Below are 19,066 nucleotides of genomic sequence, written 5' to 3'. Positions count from 1 at the left end.
GTCGTGAGGCAGGCTGCCTGGAGGGTGTTCAGGCTCACCTCACGTGGGCCGCGCGAGCCGCTGGAGCGCATCGCCGGCGACGCGGAAGACGGTCCAGTCGTGCATCGGCACAGCGCCCAGGGACTTGTAGAACTCGATGGCGGGCGTGTTCCAGTCGAGCACGGCCCACTCGAAGCGCCCGCAGTCGCGCTCGACGGCGAGCTTCGCCAGGTGCTTCAGCAGCTGCTTGCCATGTCCGTGGCCGCGGAACTCGGGCAGCACGAAGAGGTCCTCCAGGTAGAGGCCCGGCTTGCCCAGGAAGGTGGAGTAGTTGTGGAAGAAGAGGGCCATGCCCACCACCTGGGCGCCCTCCTCGGCGAGGACGACCTCGGCGTAGGGCCGGGGGCCGAAGAGGTGCTGGTGCAGGTCCTCCTCGCGGAGGACGACCTCGTGGGAGAGCTTCTCGTACTCGGCCAGGGCCCGGACGAGCCGGGTAATGGTGGGGATATCCGCGGGGGTCGCTGAGCGAATCATGCGCGCGAGACTAGCGCCTCGGCCGCGAAGTGGGGCCCCCTCCGTATTATCTGGAGTGGGAGAGCCAACACCGCCCGTAGTAGCCTCCGCCGGGAATCCGCACACCCGCAAGGAGAGGGGCCGCGTCATGCGCAGGTTCGAGTTCGTCGAGGGCACCAGCGCGAAGTTCTGGATGGCCGAGGTCCAAGGCAACACCTTCATCGTGGTGTACGGGCGCCTGGGGACCGACGGACAACGCAAGGAGAAGGAGTTCTCCGACGAGGAGGGCGCGCGGCGCGAGTACGAGCGCAAGGTGGCCGAGAAGCTGCGCGAGGGCTACCACGAGGTGTCTTCCGAGGCGCCAGCGGCGGCTCCCAAGGGCGCGAAGGGCGCGGCGGCGGCCGCTCCGAAGCTCTCGCTGCCTCCGCGGGTGCGCGGGGGCAAGCCCACGGCGGAGCAGGTGACCGCGGCCGTGGCGGCACTCACCTCGCTCGACGCGCTCGTGGGGGGGCGGAGCTGGAAGGTGGCGCTCCAGGCCCGGGTGGCCCGGCGTGCGCTCCGGACGCTGGGGGGCGTGGACCCGGCCCGGCACTCCGCGTTGGAGCCGGTGTTCACGTCGTTGATGGCGAAGGTGGTGGCGCCCCGGGGCGAGCCCCGGTTGCCGCTGTGGGCCGCCATGGAGCTGCTGTCCGAGCTGGACTCCTCGGCCTTCCTCCGGACGTTGGAGCAGTGGAAGCGCGCTCCCGCCGGTGCGCCGGCCCAGGCCGCCACGGGCCTGCTGGCCCGCCAGGCCGAGGCGCTCGGAGAGCCGGAACTGGCGCTGCGGATGGGGGCGCTGTTGGAGGAGCGGCCCCGGGCCCACGGCGAGGGCTGGGAGCAGCGTTGGAGCGCGTTGCGCCCGCACCTCGAGGGACACCTGGTGGCGGGAGGCAGCTCGCTCCCGGCGTGGCTGCGCTCCTTGGATGCCGGGGGAGACCCGCGCCTCGCCGAGCGCCTGTCCCGGCTGGGGGGATGAGCGGTGGTAGCGTGCGGGACATGAGAATGTCCCGCTGGTGTTGGGTGCCCGTGCTCGCGCTGTGCGCGGCCGGGTGTGCTTCCGGGCGCGGTGCCTCACGCTCCTCGGGTTCCTCCACGGAGCAGCGCGTGGAGGCGCTGGAGGCTCGCAATCAGGAGCTTCAGGCGGAGCTGAGCCGCAAGACGGCCGAGCTCCAGCAGTCCTTCCAGGTGATGGCGCAGGCGGAAGGGGCCGCCGGACTGAACAACCTCGCCTGTGTCGGCGTGGCTCCCGCGAATGCGCAGGTGCAGGGGCTGCCCCGCTCGGGCGCCGTGCATGCCCAGTTCTCGGTGCGTGGCCAGCCCAACCGCATGACGGTGACCTACTCCGCACCGCGCACGGCGGGCGGGTGGCGCCTGTCCCAGGGCTCCTGCAAGGTGGTGCGTCCATGAGGGCGCTTCGCCTGGGACTGGTGGCGCTGTGGGCCCTCGCCGGAGCCGGTTGCGGCACGAGCGCCGCCACGCGCATGCGGACGGCGGAGACGGAGAACCAGCGCCTCACCCGCGAACTGGAGGACATGAACCGGGCCCTCCAGTCCGCGCAGGCCTATACCGAGGAGCTGCGCTCGCCCGGCAAGGCGGAGCGCTCCTTCACCTTGTATTACTCGCCCGCCGCCCTGGAGCAGATCGCCTCGCAGATGCTCCCGGTGAGGATGGCCGCGCGCAGCTTCCACAACCAGCTCGAGGGCGACGTCATCGTCGAGCGCATCTCCGACATCCGCTTCGGCCCGCTCAACACGCTCACCTGCCGGGCCGAGCTGCGCGGAGAGAACATCCGCTACACGGGCAGCGTCCCCAAGGCCTACCAGAACGATGTCCGCAAGTTCCAGGCGGGCGTGGCCGCTGGCGTGGTGGCGGACTTCGTGGTGCAGCTGACGCTGGGCAGCGACAACGTCCTGTTGGCCCAGGCCCATGCGTCGCGCACGAAGCTCAAGGCCAACTCGAGCAGCCAGACCGAGGGCATGCTGCGGCAGCAGATGAACGAGCGCGTGCTGCGGACGCCCTTCGCCTTCGACCTCACCATCCAGGGCGGCAATGCGCTGCCGCGCCGGATGGTGCTCACCCCCAACCACCTGGCGGTGACGTACGTGCCGTAGCGCGTCCGCTCAGTTACCGCCCGCGGCCGAGCTGTGGGCGGGGGCCGACGTGCCCGCCAGGCCCGTGGGCTGCTTGTCCATCTCCTCCGCCGGGTAGCTCTGCGCCGCCTCGAGGTAGCGCGGCGGCTTCACCTTGCGGCGGTCCTTGGCGCTCAGGCCCTCGGGGGACACCAGGGTGGGCTCTCCGCCCTTCGCGCCGGACTGGACGATGTGGCCGTCGCAGAAGAGCCACTCGGTGCGGCCATCCGCGTACTTGCGCGCGTAGTACAGGTCGGTGCTGCCCACTTCGGGGTTCTTCGCGCACCACGTCTGGCGCGCCGTCTGCTTGCGCTGGGGTGCCTCGGCCAGCCACTTCTGCTGCGCCTCCTGCACCGCGAGCAACTGGGTGGCGTCTCCCAGCCGCGCCCGCGACTGCTCCAGCAGCCCCGAGCCCTGCTTCGTCAGCTCCGGGAAGGCTCCGGACTTCGCGAAGCCGCACTTGCCCACCGCGGTGAGGTTGGCCTGGTACACATCCAGCACCTTGCCCAGCGAGCCCGAGGCCTCCTGCAGCAGCTCCACGGCCCGGCCGTGGTCCACCGAATGCGGGTTCTTCACCTGCTCCGTGGAGGACAGGAAGTCCGTCAGCAGCTTGTTCACCGAGGCCAGCTCGGCTGATACCTCTTGGGGCTCCGTGTCACATACGTCGACCCGGGCCCGGGCGTAGTCGCGGTACTCCGCACGTGCCAGCCCCAGGGTGTAGCGCTCAGGAGCTACCTGCTTCGCCGCACATGCTCCCAGCGCCAGGCTCATTCCTCCGAGGATCCACAGCTTCCGGCTCATGAAATTCATGGCTCCCGACTCTATCGGACGTGGCCTGTCCGGTCGATTCTAGCTGGACCTCCAACCAGTTCGCCGGCGGGACGGGTAAAACCCGACAGTCGGCGAGCTTACGTGACGGGCCTGTCACGGGCTTGCAAGAAGTGGGTGAGGAGCACGGTGGGCGGTTGAGGCACTTCGGCGCGGCGTCACACAGTCGTGGCGCAGGAGCCCGAGGGGAGGACCGTCCGGATGCGGAAGCTGCAGTGGGGAGTGCTCGCGGTGGTGATGTCGCTGGCCGCCTGCAAGGAGTCCGGCCAGGCGTCTTCCGAATCCTCCGCGCGCAAACAGTCGGCGGTGAGTGGTGGGCCGGCGCTGGTGCTGACGGTGGCCTACGGCAGCGAGAAGAAGAGCTGGTTCGAGGAGCAGGCGCGAGCCTTCGAGCAGAGCGGGGCGAAGACGAAGTCGGGCCGGCCCATCAAGGTGGAGGGCAAGGCGATGGGCTCGGGCGAGGCGGTGCAGGACATCGTCTCCGGCAAGCTCAAGGCGCACGTCTACAGCCCGGCCTCCAGTGCGTACCTGCCGCTGCTCAACAGCGCGTGGATGGCGTCCACGGGCAAGACGAAGCCGGTGGTGGGGGAGGGCGAGCCGCTGCTGCTCTCGCCCATCGTCATCGCCATGTGGAAGCCCATGGCCGAGGCACTGGGCTGGCCGGGCAAGCCCATTGGCTGGGCGGACCTGATGAAGGTGGCGGCGGACAAGCGCGGGTGGGGCGCGTACGGGCACCCCGAGTGGGGCCGCTTCAAGCTGGGCCATACGCATCCCGAGTCCTCCAACTCGGGCCTGTTGTCGGTGCTGGCCGAGGCCTACGCGGGCTCGGGCAAGACGCGCGGGCTGACGGTGGCGGACGTGGAGGGCCCGAAGACGAAGGCGCTGCTCTCGGAGATTGAAGGCACGGTGGTGCACTACGGCAAGTCCACCGGCTTCTTCTCGGACAAGATGCAGCAGCGCGGCCCGGGCTACCTGTCGGCGGCGGTGCTGTACGAGAACCTGGTCATCGAGTCCTACGGTAAGCAGACGGACGCGCCGTTCCCGCTGGTGTCCGTGTACCCGGTGGAGGGCACCTTCTGGTCGGATCATCCCTACGCGGTGCTGGACGCGGACTGGGTGGGGGCCGACGAGCGCGAGGCGGCGCAGGCCTTCATGACCTTTCTCAAGGCGAGGCCGGCGCAGGAGCGCGCGCTGGCGCTGGGCTTCCGTCCGGCGGACCCCGCGGTGGCCATCGCGGCGCCGGTGGACGCGGCGCACGGGGCGGACCCCAAGCAGCCGCAGACGCTGCTGGAGGTGCCCGGCGCGGACGTGCTGGAGAAGCTGCTGGCCGTGTGGCGCGAGACGAAGAAGGCCACGGACGTCACCTTCGTCTTCGACAAGTCCGGCAGCATGGTGGGCCGCCCGCTCGCCGAGGCGAAGGTGGGGGCCCGACGCTTCCTGGAGTCCCTGTCGGACAGGGACGAGGTGACGCTGCTCTTCTTCGACAACAACGTGTACCCGCCGCTGGGCCCCAGGGTGCTCGGTGAAGGGCGCGCGGAGCTGCTCGGCCGCGTCGACGGCATCATCGCGGAGGGTGGCACGGCCCTCTATTCGGCCACGCTGGCCGCATGGCAGGGGGCTCGGGAGCGGGCGCGCAAGGAGCCGGGGAAGATTCACGCCGTGGTGGTGATGACGGACGGCAAGGACGAGAGCAGCACCCTCACCCTCGCGGACTTGCAGAAGAGCCTGACCGCCTCCACCGAGGAGAGCCCGGTGCGCATCTTCACCATCGCCTACGGCAAGGGCGCCGAGGGCCAAGTGCTCGAGCGCATCGCCGAGGCGGCCAAGGGCTCCAGTGCGAAGGGCAGCGTGGAGGACATCGTCCAGGTGTACCGGGACATGGCCTCCTTCTTCTGAGTGACGGGATGACGGGACTGGGACGGAGCGGACATGGCAGAGCGGGGTGAGTCGACGTTGGTGCGCTACCTTCCGAAGGTGCTGGCGCGCTCCGCGGGGAGCACGCTCCACCTGGTGGTGGCGGGCTCGTCGGCGCTGATCGCCGCCGCCATGCACTCGTGGGCCGTGGCCGCGCTGGGCGGAGCCGCCTACGCCGCGCTGGTGGCATGGGACGTGATGTCGCCCGGCTTCTGGAAGGAGACGCTCTCCGGCCGCTCCGAGGAGGAGCAGAAGCTGCCCGCCCCGGGCCGGCTGGAGGACCCCCGCATCCGCGACTGGGTGCGGGCCATCCACCAGGCGCGCGAGGAGCTGACGCGCATGTTGGAGGGCGCGCCGGACGGGGTGATGTCACACCTGGGGCTGGCGCTGTCCTCGCTGGGCGAGCTGGAGCTCCGGGCGGTGCGCCTGGTGCGGCGTGGCGAGGAGCTCTCGCGCTATCTGCGCACGGTGGACCCGGGAGCGGTGCGCGAGCAGGTGCGCCAGTTGGGAGAGCAGATCCGGCAGGCGCGGGACGCCGAGGCCCGGGAGCAGTACGAGAGCGCGCGCAGGGCTCGTGAGGAGCACCTGACGGCGCTGATGGACATTCACGCGGCGCACGAGCGGGTGTTGGCCAACCTGTCGCGCATCGCGGCCACCTTCCAGGGGCTTCCCGCCAAGGTGATGCGCCTGCGCGCCCTGGACGCGCAGGCCACGGACAGCATGTACGGGGACCTCAGCGAGGAGCTCGGCCGGATGAACGGAGAGATCCAGGCCTTCGAGGACACCCTGCAATCGCTCAAGGAGGTTCGAGTCGCATCATGAAGCCCAAGGTCTTCATCATCCTGGGGTTCCTCGCCGCGGTCGGCGCGGTGCTCTTCATCACGTCCTCCAACAAGGACAAGGCGCAGCAGCAGGGCGGGGCCGAGGCCTCGCGAACCCAGACGCCGTCCTCCGGGCCGGTGACGGAGATTTCGTTCCTCTACAGCACGGAGAAGAAGGAGTGGGTGGAGGCCGCGGTGGCGGGCTTCCAGCAGGAGAACCCGTCCATCCGCGTGAAGCTGGTGGGCAAGGGCTCGCTCGACGCGGCCCAGGCCATCCTGGACGGCAAGGAGAAGCCCACGGTGTGGAGCCCGGCCGACAGCGCCGTGCTGCGCATGCTGGAGTCGGACTGGTCGACGGACCCGCAGCGCGGGCAGCTCTTCGCCACCAGTGGTGACGACGTGCCGCAGCCGCTGGTCATCACCCCGCTGGTGTTCGTGGTCTGGGAGGATCGGGCCGAGGTGCTGCAGAAGGTCTCCGGGGGCTCGGTGTCGTGGAAGGCCATCCACAAGGCGGTGGCCAGCGACCAGGGCTGGCCGGCCATCGGCGGCAAGGCGGAGTGGGGCTTCGTGAAGCTGGGCCACACCGACCCGACGCGCTCCAACTCGGGCCTGCAGGCGATGCTGCTGGCCACGCTGGAGTTCTACGGCAAGCGTTCGGGGCTGGCGGTGGGCGACCTGCTCAAGCCCGAGTACCAGGCGTGGGTGAAGGAGCTGGAGAAGGGCGTCACCCGCTTCGAGACCTCCACGGGCACCTTCATGACGGACATGGTGCGCTTCGGCCCGTCGAAGTACGACGTGGCGGTCGTCTACGAGAACCTGGCCATCTCCCAGCTCGCCAACGCGCAGGGCCGGTGGGGCAACCTGAAGGTGTACTACCCGTCGCTCACTCTCTGGAGCGACCACCCGGCGGCCGTGCTGCAGGCCGACTGGGTGACCCCCGAGCAGAAGGACGCGGCTCGCAAGTTCCTCACGTACCTGCGCAGCCGTCCGGTGCAGGAGCGCGCGCTGGCCTTCGGCTTCCGGCCGGCGGACCCCGCGGTGCCGCTCAAGACGCAGGACGCGGCCAACCCCTTCACGCGGCTCGCGGCGCAGGGCATCCAGGTGGACGTGCCGCCGGTGGCCGAGGTGCCTGAAGGGCCCGTGGTCCGCAACCTGCTGACCATGTGGTCGCGCGTGGTGGGCACCGCAGCGCGCTGAGGGCCTCTCGCGCTGAAGGTCGGCTGTAGGTTTTCATCGGTCTCGTGCCGCGCCGCGTGATGGTCACCGGCGCCAGGCCGTGGCCCGCGCGCTCGTCAGTCTCTCCGCTACCATCGCGCCCCCGGGCCGGCATCCCGTCGGCTCGGGCCCACCCCAGGAGATGACTGAATGACCCGTCTCATCGTGCGGCTCGCCGCCCTGAGCCTGCTGTCGGCCTGCGCCCACACCCCGTCCTCCGAGACTTCCGCCGCTGCCCCTGCCGCTCCGGCCGCAGCTCCGGCGCCCACGGCCGAGGCCCGCAAGCTGGCGAGCCAGGCGGATGCGCTGGCCATGAGTGGGAAGACGGCCGAGGCGCTCCCGCTCTATCGCCAGGCTTGGGAGCAGGGCATCCGCAATGCGAACAGCCTCTATGGTGCCGCGTGTTCCGCCGCCCTCGAGGGCCAGAAGGCCGAGGCCCTCATCTGGCTCGAGCGCTCCGCGGACGCCGGCTTCGCCGAGGCCGAGCACATGAAGAAGGATCCAGACCTCGCCTCGTTGCGCGAGGACCCCGCGTTCGCCCGCGTGGTGGAGCGCGTGGCCGCCAACGATGAGAAGCGCAACGCGGCGCAGAAGCCGGAACTGCGCGATGAGTTGCTGCGCATGGTGGACGAGGACCAGGCCGCCCGGCGCGCGGCGGGTGCGGCGCAGTTCAAGGACGCGGCGACCAACGAGCGCATGAAGGCCATCGACGTGAAGAACACCGCGCGGATGAAGGAGATCATCGCGCAGGTGGGCTGGCCCACGAAGACGCTGGTGGGCGAGCGGGCCTCCCAGGGCGCGTGGCTCCTGGTGCAGCATGCGGATCTCGACCTGGCCTTCCAGAAGCAGTGCCTGCCGCTGCTGGAGAAGTCGGTGGAGGCTGGCGAGGGCTCGAAGAAGGATCTCGCCTACCTGACGGACCGCATCCTGGTGGCCGAGGGCAAGCCCCAGCGCTACGGCACCCAGTTCCACACAGTGGACGGCAAGCTGGTGCCGCGCCCCATCGAGGACGAGGCCACAGTGGACGCGCGCCGCGCCGCCGTGGGCCTGGGCACCATGGCGGAGTACAACGAGATGATGCAGCGCATGGCCTCTGGCGGCGCGAAGTAGAGGAGACCCGGCATGTCGCGTTCTTCTCTGTTCATGCGCTCATGGCGCTGGCTGCTGCCCGTCTCCCTCCTGGCCTTGTCGGCCTGTGGCGAGGACGAGGTGAAGCCGCCACCATCCGGGCCCGCGCCGCTCGACATCCCCGAGGGTTGCAACCCCATCGCCGCCGATGCGGACTGCCTGCTGCCCTATCCCTCGGACCAGTGGCTCATGGCGGACCCGTCCCTGCCCTCGGGCCGGCGCGTGCGCATCTCCGACGCCGCGCTCCCCAAGGACGCGCGGGGGAAGCCCATTGATGTCACCTCTCTCCACCCGGCGGACGGCTGGTCCCACCTCACACCCATCCTCGCGCTCTTCCCGGCCGGTGTGTCCGACGCCAACCTGCCGGCCCTGGGTTCACCCACCTCGGCGGTGGAGGGGCCCACGGTCCTCATCGAGGCCGAGACGGGCCGGGGCGTGCTCCACTTCGCGGAGCTGGACCCCAACGCTCCGGATGACGCGCACCGGGCGCTCTTCATCCGCCCCCTTGAGCGGCTGAAGAACGGCACCCGTTACATCATCGCGCTGCGCCAGCTCGTCGCTCGGGACGGCCAGCCCGTGCCGGTGCCCGAGGGCTTCCGCCGCATCCGGGACAACCAGACGACGGGTGACTCCGTCCTCGACCCCCTCACCCGACGCTATGAGGGGCAGATCTTCCCCCGGCTCGAGGTGGCGGGGGTGGAGCGCGCCAGCCTTCAGCTCGCCTGGGACTTCACCACCGAGTCCGAGGAGCACGTCACCCGTGACATGCTCGACGTGCGCCGGATGACGATGGACCGCCTCGCCGCGGCTCCGCCCGCGGTGAACATCACCTCCATCACCGAGGACGTCGATGCAAACGTCTTCCGCCGCATCCAGGGCACCATCGAGGTTCCGCTCTTCCTGGAGAGCGACCAGCCCGGTGCGCCGCTGGCCCGCAACGCGCTGGGCCGTGTGCGGCAGAACGGCACCACACAGGTGCCCTTCACCGCGCAGATTCCGCGCTCCCTCGATGTCTCCAGCGTGCCCGGCCGCTTCCTGCAGTACGGCCATGGCTTCTTCGGGGGACAGGGCGAGGCGGACGGCAGCTTCGTGCGTCCGTTCCTCCAGGCCACGAAGATGATGTCGTTCACCATCGACTGGTGGGGCATGTCGGCTCCGGATCGGCTCGTCGTCGCCGGCGCCATGGCCAACAAGCCGAGCGAGACGATGCTCTTCACGGATCGCGTCCATCAGGCCATGGCCAACCAGATCGCCGTGACGTACGCGGCGAAGACGACCCTGCGCTCGCTGGCGGCCTTCCAGATTGGCGGCAAGCTCGCGTACGACCCAGAGCAGACGTACTACTACGGCATCAGCCAGGGTCACATCCTCGGAGGCACGTACCTGGCACTGTCGCCCCATGTGCAGCGCGGGGTGCTCAGCGTGGGCGGCGCGGGCTTCTCGCTGATGATGTTCCGGGCCAGGCCCTTCCAGCCCTTCCTGGACGTCATCTCCCAGTCGGTGCCGGATCCGCTCGATCGGCAGAAGTTCACGGCGATGCTCCAGACCTCCTTCGACCGGATCGACCCCATCACCTACGCGCCCCACGTGCTCCGGGACTTCTACCCGGGCGCGCCCTCGGAGCGTCGTGTGCTGGCTCAGATGGGCCTGGGAGATGCGCAGGTGCCGAACGTGGCCTCTCACGTCCACGCTCGTGCCCTGGGCCTGACGCTGCTGAAGCCGGCTCCCCAGGAGATTCCCGCGCTGCCTTCCAGCGAAGGCCCTCTCAACGGCTCGGGCCTCGTGGAGTTCAACTTCAACGTCCCCGAGCCGCTGCCCGGCACCGTGGCCACTCCCCCCAAGGAAGACAACGCGGTGCACGAGGGCGTGCGTCGCCTGGCCAAGGGCCGCGAGCAGGTGGACCGCTTCCTGCGGCCGGACGGGGTCATCGTCCACACCTGCGATGGGGTGTGTGACCCCGAGTAGCTCCCGGACGCGGGCGCTCCCTCACCCCGAGGGAGCGTCCGCACCGTACGGCTCATGACTCAGCCCACGCGGGCCAGCAACTCTACCGGACCGATGCGCTGCGGCTCGAGTCCCAGCCGCGCCATCTGCTGCGCGTCCCAGGACTCGAGGGGGTCCATCCCCGCGATGTAGCGCCGCGCCGGGTTCTTCACGGGGTTGCGGATGCTGAGGATCTCCGGCCCCGAGAAGAGGATGGTGCTCCGGTAGCGCGGCAGGTCGCTCATCATCAGCTTGGACCAGTAATGCCGCGCGATGTTGGGAAGGCTGCCCAGCGTGTGGCACAGCCGCTGGAAGTGCTCCACCACCTCCGAGGGGTGCAGGTTCTTCGGGCGGTGGCAGAGGGTGTAGCCGTCGTAGTCACGGCTGAGGGTGCCGGGTAGCAGCCGGCCCTCGGAAGCCACCTCGCGGAAGAAGGGCGTCTCCGGGTACGGGCAGACGATGCCCAGGAAGGTGATGGAGAAGTAGCTCAGGTCCGCCAGGTACTGGGGCACCTTCTCCAGGTACTCGTTGGTGTCGCCGTCCGAGCCGACGATGAGCCCGAACGACAGGAGGATCCCGCTGGAGAACGCGCGCCGGATGACCGCGTCCACCTCGGCCAGCTTGTTCTGGCCCTTGTTCATCGCCTCGATGGACTCGGGATTGAGCGACTCCAGGCCGGTGTAGATGTAGCGGCAGCCCGCGCGCGCCATCAGCTTCACCAGCGACTCGTCCTTGAGCACGTTGAAGGTGAGCGCGCAGCCCCAGGTCTTTTTCAGGGGGATGAGCGCCTCGCACAGCTCGCGCAGGTACTTGGGCGAGCCCCCCAGGTTGTTGTCCAGGAAGACGAACGCGTCATCCATCAGCCCGAAGAAGTTCTTGTTCCAGCGCATGCGCGTCTGGAGCTCCTCGATGACCTGGGGCACGGGACGGTAGCGGTAGCGCTCGTGCCCGGTGAGCACGCAGAAGTTGCAGTGGAAGGGACAGCCTCGCGAGGCCTCGATGCCCGGCAGGCGCACCTTGTTGTGCGTGAAGTCGATGAGGTCGTAGCGGTACGGCTTGATGGCCGTGACGCCCTTCGAGGCCAGGCCATAGCGCTTGCGGAGCTGGTCCTTCTGGAAGTCCTCGATGAGCGCGGGGACGTTGGGCTCGGGCTCTCCGGTGATGACGGCGTCGAAGTACTTCTCGCAGTCCTCCGGGAAGTGACTCGCGTGGCGCCCGCCCGCCACCGTCACGATGCCGCGCTGGCGCAGGAGCGTGGAGAGCACCTTGGTGTGCTCGTAGTACGAGTGCAGGTACGAGAAGAAGACCAGGTCCCAGTCCCGGTCGAGCGGGATGTCCACCTCCTTCTCGTTGTAGAGCTCGATGTCCGCATCCTCGGGGCAGAGCCCGGCGATGAGCTCGGGCACCGAGGACTGCATGATGGACGGCTCCTTGATGCGTAGCCGGGTCGGGTGCGTGTACGTGGAGATGACGGCGATCCGCATGACGGGTGCCTCGGGAGGAGTGGAGGGCGGGAATGGGGGCGCTTCAGGCCGCCGGGAGGTGCTGCGGGGGCTCGGGAGCTCGCTGGCCGGGGAGGCGCACGTCCCACGCGAGGCCGAGCCAGCTCAGCAACCGGATGAAGGCCCAGCCCGGGTCCACCTGCCACATGCCCTGGCCGTGGCGCGCCGAGCCGGGGAAGGCATGGTGGTTGTTGTGCCAGCCCTCGCCGAGCGCGAGCACGGCGACCCACCACACGTTGCGGCTGTGGTCTTGCGTGTCGTGGCGCCGGAAACCGAACGCCTTCACGTGGCACACCGAGTTCACGCAGTAGGTGCTCTGCATCCAGCACACCACCGGCAGGAAGAAGCAGGCGGGCACCGCGCTCCAGCCGAGTGTCACGCCAAACAGCACCACCGCGACGACCTGGGGAACCATCCGGTAGCGCAGCAGCCAGTGGTAGTAGCGGTCGTGGGCGAGGTCGCGGCAGTAGGTGCGCCAGGCCTCGGGGTCTGTCGAGTCGTCATCGAGGATCCAGCCCATGTGCGAGTACCAGAAGCCGCGCAGCGGGGAGTGGATGTCCTGGGGGCTGTCGGTATGGACGTGGTGGAGGCGATGGGTGGCGGCCCACAGCAGGGGGCTGCCCTGTCCGGTGAGCATGGCCACCGAGACGAGCCCGTACTCGACCCAGCGCGGGCAGCGGAAGGCGCGGTGGCTGAGGAGCCGGTGCAGCCCCACCGTGGTGCCGAGTCCGATCGTCACGTACAGCGTGAGCGCTACTGGTAGCGCATAGGGAGGCCAGGGCAACCAGAACGCGGACGCGGCGAGCCCGTGCACCATCACCATGTAGGCGACGATGGCTCTGTTGATGTGAGGACGGCGGGACGGCTCGGAAGGTGCGGCGTGCGGCATATGGGCGGACCACCAGTTCTCGTAGGCGAAACTGCCTACGACCCAGGCCTGCGGCATGTGTCTCAAAGAGGGCGTGACTGCTCCGTGACAGCGCATCCGCCCGAGGGTGAACGGTCTTTCGTTCGGGGGCTCGCTTCTACTGTGCGAAGTCGTCCAGCACGCCGGGGAGGATGCGCTGGCGGGCCGTCTCGTCGACCTCAACGCCCCGTGCGGTGAGCATCCGCAGGACGTATTCGGCACGCCCTCGGGTCAGTCCCTGCTGTCGACCCTCTTCGATGAGTTGCTCACCGCAGCTGCGCATCAACTCCTCCGCTCGTTGCTCACCCTGCACTGAATGTAACACCCCCCCTCCCCAGAGAAGCTCCGTCCCATGTCGTCGTCGGTCCCGCTTCGACCGGCTTGCTACCTCCGCTTGGCTCCTTTCTTGGGGCTCATGCAGTTCCAGGCCGGGCAGGCCGAAGGGGGTCGGTCCGTGGAAGGTGAGTCAGCCGGGTGGTTGCCGCTCGCCGTCTTCGGAGAAGCGCGTCGAGCGACCAGGGGCCCGGGCCGGCCGCCAGCAAGAAGATGCAGGACATGATTTGTGCGTAGTCTGAACGAATCTCGTGCAGCACCGCCCAGGGCCCCATGAAGGGTGGCGCAGGCGGTCTGGGGAGCGGTGAGATGCCCAGGTAGAGCGAGATCTTCGTGGAGAGGATGGCCACAATCATCTCGACGATGAAGGGCACGCTGATGAGCCTCGTGCCGAGACCGCTCATCAGGAGCAGGCCCCCCCCGATCTCGAGCACTGCGATGGCCGGCGCGAGCACGCCGGGCATGGGCATTCCCAGCTTGGTGAAGCGGCCGACTCCCTGGTTGGTGTAGACGAATTTGAGCAAACCCTCCCAGAAAAAGACCCCACCGGCCATCAGCCGGATGAACAGGGTCGATTTCGGCCCCGACGTTGGAGGGTGGGTGAAGAATGAAACGATTGCATCGAACTTCATGGTGGCCTCCCTGCGACTGAAGGGCGATGCGCCCTTCAGCTGTCCAACGGTGGAGTCCCGAAATGGTTCCATGCTCCGGGAACCCTCTGCTGTTTCGGGCGTTGAAGGGGGTGGAGGCGATGGTTAATGCGTGGGCGTGAGCGCTATCGAGGGAGGCGATTCCAATGAGGTCGTTCGCCACGCGCTTGAGCACGCGGACGCGCTCTACAACTTCGCTTGCTGGCTGGTGCGTACCCCCTCCGATGCGGAGGACCTGGTTCAGGAAACCTACGCCCGCGCCCTCAGCGCCGCGCACCAGTTCGAGCCCGGAAGCAACCTCAAGGCCTGGCTCTTCCGCATCCTCCGCAACACCTACCTGGATGGGCGACGACGCTCGTCTTCCGAGTCAGTCTCGCTCGAGGCGGACGCCTCGCTCGAGCCGGCCCCCTCGGTGGGAGACACCACGGATGAGGCCCGGTTCGAGCAGATCCGGGCGCTGGTCGCTGAAGAGGTTGCCGAAGCAGTCCATGCGCTTCCCGAAGCCTGGCGGACCGTCATCCTCCTGGACCTGGAAGGCCTGACGGAAACGGAGGTTGCTCGCGTGTTGGGCTGCGCGGAAGGGACCGTCAAGTCGAGGTTGTTCCGCGCTCGAGCGGAGCTTCGCAAGCGGTTGGCTGCGTATCGTCCTTGAGGACGATAGAGGAATGAAATGGATTGCCACGAGGCGCGAGAGCTCAGCGGAGACAATCTGGCGAGGCCGGCGTCAGCCGAGCAGGCCGCCGACCTTCAGCGGCACCTGTCCGGGTGCCCCACCTGCCGTGCTCATTTCGCCGCTGAACGCGCGCTGACCGAGGTGCTCGAGGCGAAGTTGCCCCGGTACGCAGCTCCCCTTGCGCTCAAGCGGCGGCTCGCTGCGAGCTGGCCTGCTCCCGCCCCGGTCACCAGGAGGGCTGTCAGGAAGGTTCGAGCCTTCGCCATGGCAGGGGCCCTCGCGGCCGCGCTGGCCGTGGTGATCGGGGGGACGTCGATGCTCGTCGAGCATCGCTCCGAGCTGCGGCAGCTGGAAACCGAGACCGTCAATGATCACCTGCGCGTGCTGCAGGGCGCCCCGCTCGCCCAAGTGACGGGCGGCCTCCACGAGGTCAAGCCCTGGTTTGGTGGCAAGCTGGACTTCGCTCCGAACGTGCGATTCGCGGGAAGCCCGGAGTTCCCGTTGCAGGGCGGGGCGGTCGAGCCATTCCTCGATCGTCGAGCCGCCGTATTCGTCTACAAGCGGCGGTTACACACGGCCTCGCTCTTCGTCGTCAACGCCGAGGGGCTCGCGTTCCCTGCCCGCCCGCGCGCGCAAGCCGTCCGAGGCTTCAGCCTCATTCTTTGGAAGGAGGGTGACCAGGGCTACGCCCTCGTCTCGGATCTTGGCCTCTCCGAGCTGCTCGAGCTTCAAAGGCAGATAGCCTCCTCCTGACCCGGTGGCTCGATGGCGCCGGGTGTCTACGAGCCCATCTTCTTTGGGTGCGCCATGCGAATCCCGTCCCGTCCAGCCATGTTCACCAGCCTGGTGTCCGGGCAGGCAGCGGGTCTGTCGATGCTCGCCATGGCGATGTGTCTGGCGGTGCTCCGGGGGAAGAACGTGCTCTATCCTCTCCAGGTGTTTACCGCGTTGGTCGTGGGAGAGCCGGCGCTTCACCAGGTGTCGATGAGCTCGGTGCTGCCGGGGCTCCTCGCCCACCAGCTGGGCCCAAGCGTCCTCTGGTCCAAGGTATTCGGCCTCGTGGTCGGGCTCTCGCCGCGCCGCTTCCGCCGGAGCCAGGCTGTTCTCCTCGGGGCCCTGGTGGGCGTGCTCGCGCTCCTCATCGACGGGTCCGTCCTGATGCCGGGCATTCAACGGCAGCTCAACGGACACAATCTCTGGGCGGAGAATGTACCGCGTTGGGTCTCCTGGATGACCCACCTCACCTATGGTGTCGCGCTGGGGTGGTTCTATTGGCGCTGGCAGCCACCACCGTCTCAGGACCGGCCAGACGCACCCAGGACTCGAAGAGGCCCCGGCGCGCGAGCGTGAAGACCGCCCCAGGAGTTGCCCACCAGCACCGTGAGCTCCCGCACCACCTCCGTGAGGAAGCGGTGGAGCATCTCGCGCTGGCTCTGAACTCCCAGGGCGCGCCCGGACATCGCATCAATGCGTCATCGATGGCTGGGCCTCGCGATGGATCGCGGCCCACTCCACGCCGCCAATGCTCTCCTCTGCGCGCCGCTCCTCGCCGAACACGCGCCGCAGCGTTTCGGTCGCCAGCCTGAGCGCCGCACGCGGTGCCGGCGTGTGCGTGATCGGATTGAGCATGACGAAGTCATGAGTCGTTCCGAGGAACCGGGTCGCAGCGACCGGGACTCCAGCGGTGAGCAGCTTGTGCGCGTACGCTTCGGTTTCGTCACGGAGCACGTCGTGCTCGCCGACCATGATCAGCGCGGGTGGCAGTCCCTTCAGCTCATCGATCGACGCGCGCAGCGGTGAGGCGTGCCGGTCGCTCCGCTTCTCCTGGTTCGGCAGGTAGTTGTCCCAGAACCACTTCATCCCTTCGCGCTCGAGGAAGTAGCCGCTCTCGAATTCGCGATAGCTGCCCGTGTCGAAGTTCGCATCGGTCACCGGGTAGAACAGCACCTGGAACGCGATCTCCGGCCCGCCGCGTTCCTTCGCCATCATCGCCACCACCGTCGCCATGTTCCCGCCGACGCTGTCCCCGAGCACCACCAGCCGCGTCGGATCGAGGCCGAGCGACTCGCCGTTCTCCGCGATCCACTTCGTCGCGCCGTACGCTTGTTCGAGCTGCTCCGGGAACTTCGCCTCCGGAGCAGGCGTGTAGTCGACGAAGACCACCGCGGCGTGCGCTCCATTGGCCAGCTCCCGCACCAGCCGATCATGGGTGTCTTTGCCGCCCAGCACCCAGCCGCCGCCATGGAAGTGCATGATGACCGGCAGCGGTACCGAAGCGCCGACCGGCCTCACGATCCGCACGGGCACCTCCTCGCCGAGCTTGCGGTCCTCGATGTCGGCCGGAAGCTTCTCTACGTCGGTGCCGGATTGAATGTCGGAGAGAACCTGGCGAGCGTCCTTCGGCGACAGCTCGTAGATCGGTTTTCCACCCACAGCCTGCAGCTTCTCGAGCCACGCGCGGGTGTCCGGTTCGAGGGTGGATGCCAGTGGCTTGCTCATCGCGATGCTCCCGTTTTGGAGGTTCACTGAACGGTGCATCCGGAGCGCCGCTGACGCAGCGACACGCGAGCGACGAGCCGGTCCTCACCTCGTCCGCTGACTGCGCGCGCGTTCGGATGCAACGTGGGTGCATGGCACTGACACAGAGAGAGCAGCAGGAGATTGGGGCTGCGAACGCCTCGGGACGTACGCCGGTGGTGTTCGTGCATGGGCTATGGTTGCTCGCCGGAAGCTGGAAGCCCTGGCGCGACCTCTTCGAGAAGCGCGGGTATGCAACGCTGGCACCGGATTGGCCCGACGATCCGGCGAGCGTCGAGGAGGCTCGCGCCCACCCCGAAGCCGTCGCGGGACAGTCGATCAGCAAGGTCACCGAGCACTTCGCCGAGGTGATTGGCCAGCTTCACCAGAAGCCCGTCGTGATCGGTCATTCAACCGGCGGCTTGATCACCCAGATCCTCGCAGGCCGCGGCCTGGCCGTCGGCGCGGTGGCGATCGATCCCGGGCCGTTTCGCGGCGTGCTGCCGTTGCCGTTCTCCTCTTTGAAGGTGGCATCGGTTGGATTGCGCGATCCCCGGAATCGGCGTCGCGGGGTGCCGCTGACGTACGAACAGTTCCGGTACGGCTTCGCCAACGCCGTGCCCGAAGAGGAAGCGAAGGTCCTCTACGAGCGCGAATCGGTCCCCGCCTCCGGGATGGCGCTCTTCCAGATGGCGTTCGCGAACCTGAACCCACGCACCGAGGCGCGCGTCGACACCCAACGGAGCGACCGCGGCCCGCTGTTGGTGGTCTCGGGGGAGCGGGACCACACGGTCCCGTGGAAGATCGCCCACGCTACGTACGGACGCTACAAGCACAACCCGAACCCCACCCGCTTCGTGGGGATGCCCGGTCGAGGCCATTCGCTCACCATCGACCACGGCTGGCAGGAGGTCGCCGACACCGTGCTGCGGTTCCTCGACGAGAACGCCGTGCGCCACTGATGAAAACCCACGCGTAGAGGATGGGACGCAAGGGGGCCCTGTGAAGGGAGGCGGGCTGGTGAAGAGGGGCCAAGAAGGGCCGCTGGAGGGTGACGCGCGGGCTGTGCGCCGGGCCGGCGCACAGGCCAAGGCATCACGGGGAGCTCTCGCTGTGACTTCAAGACGTGCGTCAACCGCACGCAGAAGTCCGGCTTGGTGGCTGTGGAGATCGCCGTCCCGTGAGGGGCGGCTTACCCGGTGGGCGGTTGGAGCTCCCGAAGGGGGAGTGGTGAGCCTGGATGCCGCGCCCCTCTCCGAGGCGTCAGAGGAAAAAAGAGAGTCGACGAAGGCTGTTGACTCCAGGCTCGGTGGTGATAGAAGCCGCGCCCCCTCGGACGGGAAGGCGAAGTCGCAACGGCGACGGAGACCTCCGGACGAAGCAGTGAAAGACAAAATAGAAAGTCAGCGAGCGAAGTTGACTCCAGATGCGGCGGTGGTAGAAGCCGCGTCCCCTCGGACGGGAAGGCGAAGTCGCAACGGCGACGGAGACCTCCGGACGAAGCAGTGAAAGACAAAATAGAAAGTCAGCGAGCGAAGTTGACTCCAGATGCGGTGGTGGTAGAAGCCGCGTCCCCTCGAAACGGCGGAAGTCGGAAGGCGACAAAGCCAGAGCGGGGCGGAAGAAAGAGTCGACGAAGCAAGTTGACAGAGGATGCGGAAAGGCAGAAGGTTCCGCGCCCTTCCTCGAAAGGAAGAAACAAAGCGCAACGGCGCGGCGTTTAATCCAGGCCGGGGCAAATCGGTGAAACAGAGCGGCAACGGTCGCTTGACAGGGAAACCGGTTCAAAATAAAGAAGGCGGCCCCGAAAGTTGAACGGGGTGCAGCCGAGAAGTGAAGAAAACGGTAGCACGAAGTCGCGGCAGCAACAAGCGACTCGGTCTTTGAAAACCAAATAGCAAGCCCAAGAAGAAGACGATTGCGGAAACCGCAGTC

General features: G+C 68.2%; 19 protein-coding genes and 1 pseudogene. 13 read left to right on the top strand and 7 right to left on the bottom strand.

The window, feature by feature from the left end:
- Positions 1 to 39: 39 nt before the first annotated feature.
- Entirely contained in the window at positions 40 to 513 is a 474-nt protein-coding gene (locus tag DAT35_RS19015) for a GNAT family N-acetyltransferase (protein ID WP_108068482.1), read from the bottom strand.
- A 127-nt stretch (positions 514 to 640) separates the two neighbouring features.
- Here DAT35_RS19015 and DAT35_RS19010 point away from each other — a divergent pair, with 127 nt between their 5' ends.
- Genes DAT35_RS19010 through DAT35_RS19000 form a run of 3 tightly spaced genes read left to right on the top strand, consistent with a single transcriptional unit; the run spans position 641 to position 2,642 of the window.
- Positions 641 to 1,507, top strand: a complete 867-nt coding sequence (locus DAT35_RS19010; RefSeq protein WP_108068481.1) for a WGR domain-containing protein — start codon at positions 641 to 643, stop codon at positions 1,505 to 1,507.
- A gap of 26 nt (positions 1,508 to 1,533) precedes the next feature.
- A complete protein-coding gene (locus DAT35_RS19005) occupies positions 1,534 to 1,938 on the top strand; it encodes a hypothetical protein (protein ID WP_108068480.1) in 405 nt (134 codons plus the stop codon).
- A complete protein-coding gene (locus DAT35_RS19000) occupies positions 1,935 to 2,642 on the top strand; it encodes a hypothetical protein (RefSeq protein WP_108068479.1) in 708 nt (235 codons plus the stop codon). Before DAT35_RS19005 ends, DAT35_RS19000 begins: the two co-directional genes overlap by 4 nt.
- Before the next feature lie 9 nt (positions 2,643 to 2,651).
- Here the strand turns inward: DAT35_RS19000 and DAT35_RS18995 are convergent, their stop codons facing one another.
- Entirely contained in the window at positions 2,652 to 3,470 is an 819-nt protein-coding gene (locus DAT35_RS18995; protein WP_233261564.1) for a hypothetical protein, read from the bottom strand.
- A 219-nt stretch (positions 3,471 to 3,689) separates the two neighbouring features.
- Here DAT35_RS18995 and DAT35_RS18990 point away from each other — a divergent pair, with 219 nt between their 5' ends.
- The 5 genes from DAT35_RS18990 to DAT35_RS18970 all read left to right on the top strand — a co-directional run bounded on the left by DAT35_RS18990 (position 3,690) and on the right by DAT35_RS18970 (position 10,531).
- Positions 3,690 to 5,384 (top strand): substrate-binding and VWA domain-containing protein, encoded by a 1,695-nt coding sequence (locus DAT35_RS18990; RefSeq protein WP_108068478.1) that lies wholly within the window; start codon positions 3,690 to 3,692, stop codon positions 5,382 to 5,384.
- A gap of 33 nt (positions 5,385 to 5,417) precedes the next feature.
- Positions 5,418 to 6,224, top strand: coding sequence for a hypothetical protein (locus tag DAT35_RS18985; RefSeq protein ID WP_108068477.1), 807 nt, complete (start codon positions 5,418 to 5,420; stop codon positions 6,222 to 6,224).
- A complete protein-coding gene (locus tag DAT35_RS18980) occupies positions 6,221 to 7,420 on the top strand; it encodes an extracellular solute-binding protein (protein ID WP_108068476.1) in 1,200 nt (399 codons plus the stop codon). The genes DAT35_RS18985 and DAT35_RS18980 overlap by 4 nt, the downstream gene beginning before the upstream one ends.
- 168 nt (positions 7,421 to 7,588) lie before the next feature.
- Positions 7,589 to 8,548: a DUF6624 domain-containing protein gene (locus DAT35_RS18975; protein ID WP_108068475.1), complete on the top strand. Its 960-nt coding sequence runs from the start codon at positions 7,589 to 7,591 to the stop codon at positions 8,546 to 8,548.
- Positions 8,549 to 8,560: 12 nt separating this feature from the next.
- Positions 8,561 to 10,531 (top strand): hypothetical protein, encoded by a 1,971-nt coding sequence (locus tag DAT35_RS18970; protein WP_233261563.1) that lies wholly within the window; start codon positions 8,561 to 8,563, stop codon positions 10,529 to 10,531.
- A gap of 59 nt (positions 10,532 to 10,590) precedes the next feature.
- Here the strand turns inward: DAT35_RS18970 and DAT35_RS18965 are convergent, their stop codons facing one another.
- From DAT35_RS18965 to DAT35_RS18950, 4 genes are all read right to left on the bottom strand, one after another.
- Positions 10,591 to 12,033 (bottom strand): radical SAM protein, encoded by a 1,443-nt coding sequence (locus tag DAT35_RS18965; protein ID WP_108068474.1) that lies wholly within the window; start codon positions 12,031 to 12,033, stop codon positions 10,591 to 10,593.
- A gap of 43 nt (positions 12,034 to 12,076) precedes the next feature.
- Entirely contained in the window at positions 12,077 to 12,997 is a 921-nt protein-coding gene (locus DAT35_RS18960) for a fatty acid desaturase (RefSeq protein ID WP_233261562.1), read from the bottom strand.
- 79 nt (positions 12,998 to 13,076) lie between these two features.
- Positions 13,077 to 13,241, bottom strand: a complete 165-nt coding sequence (locus tag DAT35_RS18955; protein ID WP_199242961.1) for a hypothetical protein — start codon at positions 13,239 to 13,241, stop codon at positions 13,077 to 13,079.
- Positions 13,242 to 13,371: 130 nt separating this feature from the next.
- Entirely contained in the window at positions 13,372 to 13,923 is a 552-nt protein-coding gene (locus DAT35_RS18950; RefSeq protein WP_108068472.1) for a DoxX family protein, read from the bottom strand.
- A gap of 130 nt (positions 13,924 to 14,053) precedes the next feature.
- Between DAT35_RS18950 and DAT35_RS18945 the strand changes: the two genes are divergently transcribed.
- The 4 genes and pseudogenes from DAT35_RS18945 to DAT35_RS18935 all read left to right on the top strand — a co-directional run bounded on the left by DAT35_RS18945 (position 14,054) and on the right by DAT35_RS18935 (position 15,964).
- Positions 14,054 to 14,593, top strand: coding sequence for a sigma-70 family RNA polymerase sigma factor (locus tag DAT35_RS18945; protein WP_108068471.1), 540 nt, complete (start codon positions 14,054 to 14,056; stop codon positions 14,591 to 14,593).
- 18 nt (positions 14,594 to 14,611) lie between these two features.
- A pseudogene (locus DAT35_RS62395) lies at positions 14,612 to 14,710 on the top strand (zf-HC2 domain-containing protein); the annotation flags it as partial.
- A 168-nt stretch (positions 14,711 to 14,878) separates the two neighbouring features.
- Positions 14,879 to 15,367, top strand: a complete 489-nt coding sequence (locus tag DAT35_RS60765) for a hypothetical protein (RefSeq protein ID WP_233261561.1) — start codon at positions 14,879 to 14,881, stop codon at positions 15,365 to 15,367.
- Positions 15,368 to 15,421: 54 nt separating this feature from the next.
- Entirely contained in the window at positions 15,422 to 15,964 is a 543-nt protein-coding gene (locus DAT35_RS18935; RefSeq protein WP_146209775.1) for a hypothetical protein, read from the top strand.
- 114 nt (positions 15,965 to 16,078) lie between these two features.
- On the opposite strand, the gene DAT35_RS18930 is transcribed toward DAT35_RS18935, so the two are convergent.
- The gene (locus tag DAT35_RS18930) at positions 16,079 to 17,113 is read right to left on the bottom strand and encodes an alpha/beta hydrolase (protein WP_108068468.1); all 1,035 of its coding nucleotides are present in this window, start codon (positions 17,111 to 17,113) and stop codon (positions 16,079 to 16,081) included.
- A gap of 131 nt (positions 17,114 to 17,244) precedes the next feature.
- Here DAT35_RS18930 and DAT35_RS18925 point away from each other — a divergent pair, with 131 nt between their 5' ends.
- Positions 17,245 to 18,093, top strand: a complete 849-nt coding sequence (locus tag DAT35_RS18925; protein WP_108068467.1) for an alpha/beta hydrolase — start codon at positions 17,245 to 17,247, stop codon at positions 18,091 to 18,093.
- Positions 18,094 to 19,066: the final 973 nt, after the last annotated feature.

Origin of the sequence: Vitiosangium sp. GDMCC 1.1324, assembly GCF_003044305.1 — a bacterium.
In the GTDB taxonomy this organism is placed as follows: domain Bacteria; phylum Myxococcota; class Myxococcia; order Myxococcales; family Myxococcaceae; genus Archangium.
This window is presented reverse-complemented; position numbering and strand designations above follow the sequence as displayed.